Raw genomic sequence first — 9081 nt, 5'->3', positions numbered from 1 at the left:
TTCCTCTCAAGCAGCATTTCTGACAGTTCGGCAAAAGCCTTGAAAATATTCTTCACGCTTTGAGATACTCCAATCGTATTATCCCATGCTGAGATAAGCCTTCCTCCATGTTCAAACTGCATGGAAAGAACATGATATTCCCCCAGAATATCCGGATGATGCTCTATTCTTCCAATTCTGTTCGATTGGATTTCCTCCACAATCTTTCCGGCAAACCGGATTCCAACTTCAAACCTGTTTCCACTGGCTGATTTCAGATACAGGTACTCACTTCTGAATGCGTTCCGCAGCTTCCGGGCGATGAGTTCTATCGATGGATTGTCAATCGTAAGCAGTTCAAGGGCAGCCTGATTCAGAGTATAGTCCCAGCCGGGATCACCGGTATTGAAAGTCGCAAGTATACCCACATCCGTATCACCGACATCATTATTCATGCTCCAGGTGGTAGTCTGGTTGCTTCCCTTGACCCTGCTCCCCTGAAGCGCCTCATAAGCCTCATTGACAATCATATCCAGACTGTCTCCAGAGGAATGTACTGTCGCTGATCCGATACTCACTGTAACGGGGACCTGATCCGGTCTGATATCTTTCCCGGCAATTTCTCTGCGAATGCGTTCTGCTATCATGAACGCGTTCTCACTGCCAGTATCGGGGAGTATTATTCCAAAAAGATCCTCCTTGATCCTGCCGATCATGTCGTTGGGACGAAGAGTCTGCGATATCGAAGAAACAATAGCTTTAAGGACTCCATCTCCTACTCTGAAACCGAAAAGTTCGTTAATCTCTCTCAACCTGTCCACATCGGCAAACAGCACGGATAAAGGAGCACTCTCCGAAACATTCTCAGCAAGCAGTTCCTTCAATCTTCTTGTCCATGAACAACCTATTACCGAACCGGTCATTGTATCAACATATGCCATGGATTCCCGGTCTCTGAGGAGCAGAGCGGAGCCTATCTGCCTGTAAAAGCCTGAAAGAAAAACCTCTGTGCTTCTATCCACTGTATCAAAGGGTGTATCAATCTCGAGGAGCAGACAATTCCCATGACGAGCCTGAACCGAGCGAAACCTTCTTTCAGCATTTAACGGGATGACGGACCTTTCGGTTGGTACTACTAAATACCTTCTGCTACCGAACGGAGTGATTCCGAAGTTGTCAATTCTCCGTATGTCTTCAGGATATTCAAGGACTGTTTTCTTCGCCTCCCAGTCCGGCACTCTCTCTTTCCCGAATCCGTAACTCTCAATTATCCGGATTTCACCGTTATTCACCTTAAGAGCCAGAATCCTGTCCACCTTAGCGAGCAGTCCAAGTATCTCAAGACTGCGACTGATCTCCGATCGAGCGGATATTTTATTGGACATACTGGACATCTCTCTGATTATCTTATCCAGATCAGATTCAATCTTTCCGGCAAGAATATCCCGAAGCTCAGTCAGTGATCCTTCTTCACCCCCGGCGAGTTTCCTCAGTATCGTATCCCGATCGTTCATATTTGACACATTCATGAAACGAAGGCGTTCATTCTCCGGAAGCTGTCCTGCTATATAACGGTCAAGCTCCGCCACCAGCAGATACAGTTTCGCTTCTTCGGGCAATTTTCTGGAAAGGTTCAACCTGGTCCTGCATCTCATAATGAGCCACACCAGCAGCAATCGATCCATCTGTCTGGCAAGAATCTGCGCTGAACTGAAAAAATCCTCCCTGTGTTCTTTCTTTGACGACAGAAGAGCGCTTATGCACAGTTTCCAGGAGAGCGCAGGCCCCTGCTGAAAATGGCCGATTGAGGAATCAAGAGCGGTGGCAATGATCACGGATGCCTTCTCAAATCCTTCGGCAAATGATTCCATGGCTAGAAACAGAGCATAGATTACTGCTTCGTTTCCAGGTGATGACAGCAGAAAGTCAGATATGACATTAGCTTCTTTTATTGGTTCTTTGTTGCGTTCGAGCTGCTGAAGAAAATTAACTGTTCCGGGGAGAAGAATGTCCGCTTTTTCCGAAATCGGTATTTCCCCTGTCAGAAATCCCAGAAAAGCTGAACACCATTTCGTTACAGGTTCATCCGACAGTATTTGTTCATACTGATGAATTCTCCCTATTTCTCCCTCAGCCCTCCGAACGTTGGATATCAGGAGAGTTCGGAAATACATATCAACAAGATGATCAAGCGCGTACAGATGTATGAATACACTTCCACTGGTTGCAGCGTTTTTCGATACCTGTTCCATGATGGATATCAGGTTTCTGATAGTGTATCCGGAACGTTCCTTTATTGCTATAACGATTGTACTGAGTATTTTCGCAACCGCCACCTGATCGTTGAGTTTCTCAGCCAGAAGTAAAGCCCGTTTAAGCTTGGCTATTGCTTCTTTCTTCTTTCCGGAAGCCATATATACTTTCGCCCTGCACCATTCCAGAGCCTGCCTTGATGATGGAGATAGTACAGATGCTCGTGTCATAGCGGCCTGTATCGCGGTTTCCGCCGCTGCATTCATTCGAAGTGCCGCCAGAGACACAGCTGCGGTGGCAAGAATCACAACAATAAGATCGTTATCCTCAAGTTCAGGCACCCAGTTGATTACATTCTGTATCTCCGCCGCTGTTTTTCTCATACCCTTGAAATTATGTGGAATCTCCACGATGCTCTCAAGAATTTCAGGAATCCATGTTCCAGCCTCCACACTCATGCTCATCTTCATTGCGTCATTTAAATATCGCTCAGCAAGTGGAAAATTGTTTTCCATCATTTCAAGCTCACCAAGTCGAGTCAATGCCTTCGCTTTATCAGATGAAGATTCAAGAGTAAGTAAGAGGGATTCCAAGAATTCTCTTATTGTTGAATGCTCAATATCTCTGAGCTTTCCCGGTTTGTATATTTTGAGAACTTCTCTTATTTCAGGAAGAGACAGTGTATTCTCGGGCAGACTTATGAGTTTGCTGATACAGTGCGTGATACGTTTGAACTCACCTTTGTCCCTTGCCTGATGCAAATCTGAAAGAAGAAGTTCTGCTCTGTCCCGAGGGGCGAGATCGTCCGGTGACATGTGCAGGCTATCTCCATTCCGCTTAAAAGAAGAGTTACGACACAATTGCACAGTTATTCTTTCAGGTCAACTCCCAGTCTGATACAGGACACTCACACTTGTTGATGCGCTCCACCGGGATTATCTTTCTGCCTCTCCAGAATATATACCGATGATGATACTTACTCTTGCGAAAGGACATTCAAGTGACGTTACCGAAACGTTACAATGCCAAGGAAGCTGAACCCAGGTGGCAGGATTTCTGGAACAGCAGCGGAATATTCAGATATGACAGGAATTCGAAAAAACCTGTTTACTCAATTGATACTCCTCCGCCAACAGTCTCCGGGATGACTCACATGGGTCATATTTTCAGCTATGTCCAGGCGGAAGTTCTGGCAAGGTATCATCGAATGAAGGGCCGGGAGGTCTTCTATCCTTTCTGTTTTGATGACAACGGTCTCCCGAGTGAGAGATTCACGGAACAGCAGAAAAAAGTACGAGCTCAGGATATGACGAGAAGCGAATTCGTGGAGTTATGTCTTGAAGTAACAAAAGACGCCGAGGATATGTTCCGGGATCTTTGGACAAGATTCGGATTCTCCTGTGACTGGGATCTTCTCTATACGACTATAGACCCGTGGGTTCAGAGAATAAGCCAGCGGTCCTTTCTTGATCTCAACAAAAAGGGTTTCGTTTACAGGAAAGAAGCTCCAACATTATGGTGCCCTGAATGCCAGACAGCGGTAGCCCAGGCCGAAACGGAAGACAGTGAGTCTGCTTCTGTCTTTCATGACCTTGAGTTCCCCCTTGCGGATGGCTCCGGAAATATTCCCATAGCCACCACAAGACCGGAACTGCTTCCGGCATGTGTCGCCATTTTCATTAATCCTTCCGATGAGAGATGGAATCATCTTCTGGGCAAGAGGGCAATTGTTCCAGTCTTCAGTCATAGTGTTGAAATCCTCGGTGATTTCAAAGTTGACAGGGATAAGGGCAGCGGGATAGTCATGTGCTGCACGTTCGGTGACACAACTGATATCGAATGGTGGCAGGAATATGACCTGGATCTAAGAATAGTGCTGGATAACAGGGGCCACATGAATGCCGCCGCAGGCTTCCTGGAAGGTATGTACTGGAAGAAAGCCAGAAAAATCCTTGTACAGAAACTAGATGATGAAGGATTCAGAAAAGGCGGAGAAGATATTCAGCATTCAATCAACGTGCATGAGAGATGCGGAACACCTCTTGAATATCTTGTTAATATGCAGTGGTTCGTGAGTATCCTTGATAAGAAGGAAGAGCTTATCAGGCGCGGCGATGAAATTAACTGGTATCCTCCTTATTTCAAGGTTCGCTATGAACACTGGGTGGAAAATCTCAAATGGGACTGGTGCATAAGCCGTCAGCGCTTCTATGGAGTTCCATTCCCTGTGTGGTTCTGTGAAAATTGCGGTGAGCCGGTTTTCGCAAAGGAGGAAAACCTTCCTGTTGATCCTCTGGAAGACGAACCGGAAGGACCATGCCCTTTGTGCGGAGGTTCAGCCTTCAGGCCTGAATCAGATGTCATGGATACGTGGGCAACGAGTTCTCTCACTCCCCAGATCAACGCGAAGTGGGGAGAAAAAGACGAAATGGAAGGATTACTTCCCATGAGTCTCAGACCTCAGGCACACGATATCATCAGGACATGGGCATTCTATACCATCGCAAAGGCGCACCTGCATTCGGACAGCATTCCCTGGAAGGATGTAATGATCAGCGGTCATGCCCTGAATCCCTCAAGGGAAAAAATGTCTAAAAGCAAAGGAAATATTGCGGGTGATCCGCTTGTTGCACTTGATCGCTACTCTGCTGATGAGCTGCGCTACTGGTCATGCAGTTCCAAACTCGGCAACGATGTACTCTTCAGCGAAGATGTTCTTGGAGACGGCAGACGCCTTGTCACAAAACTCTGGAACGCCACAAGATTCGCCGCTTCCAGACTTGAGGATTTCGACTGGGGACTTACGCCCGATCTAAAACCCTTTGACAGATGGATTCTCTCCAGATTCACCAGAACCGCGAAGGACGCTACATCCGGTATGGACCAGTATGAGTATTCCGTCTGCATTCGCGATGGCGAACACTTCTTCTGGAAAGCGCTCTGTGACAACTATCTGGAAATAGTTAAAAAACGTCTTTACTCAGATGATAATCCTGATGGTAAGCAATCCGCACAATATGCCCTCTACCACGTTCTATACGGCTCACTGAGGCTTTTCGCTCCTGTCCTTGTACATCTCACCGAGGAATTATATCATGCTGTTTTTATGGATAATGAAGGACATGAAAGCATTCATCTGGCTCCCTGGCCAGAACCTGACTACATGGATAAAACAGCTTTGAAATACGGTGACATGACACTTCAGATCATTGAAGAAGCCAGAAGATTCAAGAGTGAGGCAAATCTGAGCATGGCAGCACCACTCAGTTCAATTGAGATCTGCGCCCCTTCTGAAGACCTGATTGAACTGAAAACCTTCGAGGATGATCTTCTGAATGTTACAGGAGCGGAAGCAATCGACTGGATCGAAGGCGAGACCCTTTCTGTAAGAGTTGTGAATACCGAAGCCTGAAATACCGGGGACATGCAGGCTCTGCTGCGTGTCCCCAAAAAACATGCCTCTGCTGCGTGTCCTATGCATGCAGGATAAACTAGAATACAGCCTTGTAAAGAGTGAACAGCCCCAGTATCACTGTTGCTATACCTACAATTGCAGTGAAATTGCTGATTCGTATTTTCTTTACTGTCCAGGTACAGAATGGAACCGATATGAGCGAACCGATAACAAGCGGCAGAGTAATGTTCCAGTTGATATCAGCCCCCAGAACAAGATACGCGGTCACACCGACAAAGCACGTAAAGCTTTCCGCAAATGATGTTATTGCTATGGAGCTTTTGCTCTTCACTCCGGACAGAATCTGCCCTGATGTGACAAGAGGCCCATATCCTCCCCCTGAAAGCCCCTTGTTGAAGGCAGCAACAACTCCAAGACCAAGTATTTTCTTCCAGGAGAACCTGTGAACGGCATTTCTCCTGACAAGAATCATGATTCCCATAATAAGCACTATGAAACCAATAATTGTTCTCAAAAATGCTTTCGGTATATGAAACGCAAGAATTACCGCCGCAACCGCACCGAGAACACTGCATGCGGCCAGCACAAATGCTATCTTCGAATCGGTTGACTTTGGAATGTATCCAAGGTTTTTCATCTTCTTCAGTATCCGGTGATCACCGTCTTTTCTGAAGTCGAAATCAACATTACCCATCCTGTGATGCATAAATGCCGCAAACCCGCCCGTAAGCAATTCTGACAAAAGTATCGCAGGGACTACAACAAGCGGCTCGTAACCCATAAGAAGAAGAATCGGAGTCATGGTTGTTCCGTAGCCCATACCAAGAGTTGAATCAACATACTCACAAATGAATGCCATAAAGAACAGAATCGCTATTATCAGAACCGGATCCATTAAGCTTTCTTTCTCTTATTGCCTTGTTTCCCGTTTTTTGTAGGCGGTAATATATTTTCTCCAAGCCGCAGCAAAATATTTTGGATTTAGTCCGAAGTCAATTTGCTCAATCAGGGATAATTTCGGATTGTCATGGAGAAAAAAATGCCTTATGAATTATGCGTAAATTATTATTCCTATAAAGAGGAGAAAAAATGGAGTATCCTGTTATTCACAATCCCGGGTCAATTGAGCTGCTTCTTGATAAGCTCCACAGTACCCAATCACCCAGAGTAGTTGATTACGATTTCCTCACTACTCTCGGATTCAAGAGAGAAGTTGATGAATCACTCCTCATGCTTCTCGGATTTCTTGGGTTCATCGATGATAATAACCAGCCAACCATACTGTGGGAGAAATCTCACGATCCCGATAAAGCTAAGGTTCTGCTGGGTAAAGCAGTAAAAGCTGCATACGGCAGCCTCTTCAAGGCTCATCCTGAGGCTGTAACTGAAGAAGGCTCAGTTCTGATGGAGTTTTTCAGATCCAGCTCAGGTGCATCCGATCCTGACGCTGCTTATATGATCCTTTCTTTCAAAGTCCTCTGTGATCTTGCGGAGTTTTCAGAAAAGTCTCCAATTGAACAGAAAAAACATGAAAAGAAACCGATAGAAACTAAGAAAACTTCTGCCGCGAAACTCCAGGAAGCAAAATCAATTTCTAACAAAGCGACTTCAAAGGATTCCCCTCCGGTTATAAGATTATCGATAAATATCGATATTGAAGAATCCGATCTTGAACTGAGGAATCTGGCTTTGAAACTCATCAGGAAACAGCTTGAGCTGTAAATCAGTATTTTACTTATAGATAATGAAGAAGCTTTTGAAAGGAGCAATTTCTGCTATGAAGAATTCCAAATGGATCATACCTCTGATCATGTTTTCAGCGTTCATCTTTGCAGTCTCATGCGGCGATGACGAGACTCCAACCGGACCGGGCACATATCCTACAGCCTCAATCCTTAGCACATCGACTGGAACAACTAATTCTATCGCTCTTTCGTGGACCATGTGTCCTGATGAGAATTTCTCCGAATACAGCCTTTACAGATCACTAACTGAAGGGATTTCCGCCAACCCGCCGGAAAGCCCCGTAAGAGTTGCCACAAATGCGGCGGATACTACTTTTACAAATACAGGCCTGGAGTGGAACACAGATTATTATTACGCTGTAAGAACAAAGAATACTGACAACCTGTACTCCTGGAGTAACGAAGTATCTGAGACTACCCCTGATTCCGGCAGCACCGGGGATGCCTATACCTGCTACGAGATCCAGGGACAGCAGGATGAATCACCCTTTGATGGTCAAACTGTCAGTGTCACAGGTATCGTTGTAGCAGGAGGAGACGAGTACTACTCCAGTTCATCAGCTTACGCTGTTATCATGGATGCCGGCGGAGGCGCATGGCATGGTCTTACTCTATACGGCACTGAAGTTGCATCTCTCGCAAGAGGAGATAGCATTACAATCACCGGAACAGTTGATGAATACGATTACTTCGGCGCCTGGGCAGATACTTTTACTGAGCTTATTTATCCTTCAGAGGTAGTTGTTCATTCCACCGGTCACACTCTTCCCTCCCCTGAATCGGTAAATACCGGTAATGCCGGGCAGGAACAGTGGGAATCCGTTCTCTGCACTATCAGCGACGCGATTGTAACCGAAGTTCAGGGATACGGCCAATTCCTTGTTAATGACGGCTCAGGTAACTGCATGGTGGACGACATGGGCTCTTATACATACAGCCCGGCTGTTGGTGATACGATAATTACCGGAATCGGGATTCTCTGGTACTCCTTCGATGAATGGAAACTCGAACCCAGGGATAACAACGATCTTATAACTTCAGGTGGCGGCAGCGGTGATACATACACCTGCTACGAGATACAGGGACAACAGGCATCATCACCCTTTGATGGACAGACTGTAAGCGTCACCGGGATCATAACCGCTGACCCTGATGATTATACTGCTACGTCTTCGACCTACTCCGCAATGGCAGATGCCGGTGGAGGACCATGGAGTGGTCTGCTTTTATATGGCAGCGATCTCGAAGGTCTTCAGAGAGGTGACAGTGTAACTATCACCGGTCTTGTGGATGAATACTACGACATGACTGAGATCAAATACCCCATATCCTACGTAGTCCACTCGAGCGGACATGCTCTTCCAGATCCAATTCAGTTCTCCACCGGCGATCTATTACCTTCTCTTGACCTTGAGCAATGGGAATCTGTATTTGTGACCGTGTCCGATGTCGATGTAACTCAGATTGATCTACCTTACTACACATGGGCTATCGATGACGGAAGCGGTGAGTGCTACGCCGGTACAATGGGTGACTTCGACTACAACCCGGCTGTAGGCGATAACCTGTCAAGTATGACAGGATTGCTCTGGTACTCCTACGATTTCAAGATCCAGCCCAGGGGTAATGACGATATAGTCCAATAACCAGTATAGCTAATGGGGACATGCAACTCTATGCGTGTCCCCA

Annotated in this window: 5 protein-coding genes; 3 read left to right on the top strand and 2 right to left on the bottom strand. The window is 46.2% G+C overall.

Annotated elements, in window-relative coordinates; genetic code table 11:
• On the bottom strand, positions 1-3047 hold a 3047-nt coding region (locus K8R76_12075), incomplete at its 3' end, for a GGDEF domain-containing protein (GenBank protein ID MCD4848914.1).
• Between the two features lie 185 nt (positions 3048-3232).
• On the opposite strand from K8R76_12075, the gene K8R76_12070 reads away from it, so the two are divergent.
• The gene (locus K8R76_12070) at positions 3233-5644 is read left to right on the top strand and encodes a valine--tRNA ligase (GenBank protein MCD4848913.1); all 2412 of its coding nucleotides are present in this window, start codon (positions 3233-3235) and stop codon (positions 5642-5644) included.
• A 79-nt stretch (positions 5645-5723) separates the two neighbouring features.
• Here K8R76_12070 and K8R76_12065 read toward each other — a convergent pair whose 3' ends face one another.
• Positions 5724-6542 (bottom strand): sulfite exporter TauE/SafE family protein, encoded by an 819-nt coding sequence (locus tag K8R76_12065; GenBank protein MCD4848912.1) that lies wholly within the window; start codon positions 6540-6542, stop codon positions 5724-5726.
• A 194-nt stretch (positions 6543-6736) separates the two neighbouring features.
• On the opposite strand from K8R76_12065, the gene K8R76_12060 reads away from it, so the two are divergent.
• Together K8R76_12060 and K8R76_12055 are read left to right on the top strand one after the other, a co-directional pair.
• A complete protein-coding gene (locus K8R76_12060; GenBank protein ID MCD4848911.1) occupies positions 6737-7369 on the top strand; it encodes a DUF5343 domain-containing protein in 633 nt (210 codons plus the stop codon).
• Positions 7370-7424: 55 nt separating this feature from the next.
• A complete protein-coding gene (locus tag K8R76_12055) occupies positions 7425-9038 on the top strand; it encodes a hypothetical protein (GenBank protein MCD4848910.1) in 1614 nt (537 codons plus the stop codon).
• Positions 9039-9081: the final 43 nt, after the last annotated feature.

Origin of the sequence: Candidatus Aegiribacteria sp. (assembly GCA_021108435.1) — a bacterium.
Classification (GTDB): domain Bacteria; phylum Fermentibacterota; class Fermentibacteria; order Fermentibacterales; family JCC-6; genus Aegiribacteria.
The sequence above is the reverse complement of the archived record's forward strand: the minus strand, read 5'-3'. Positions and strand labels throughout refer to the sequence as shown.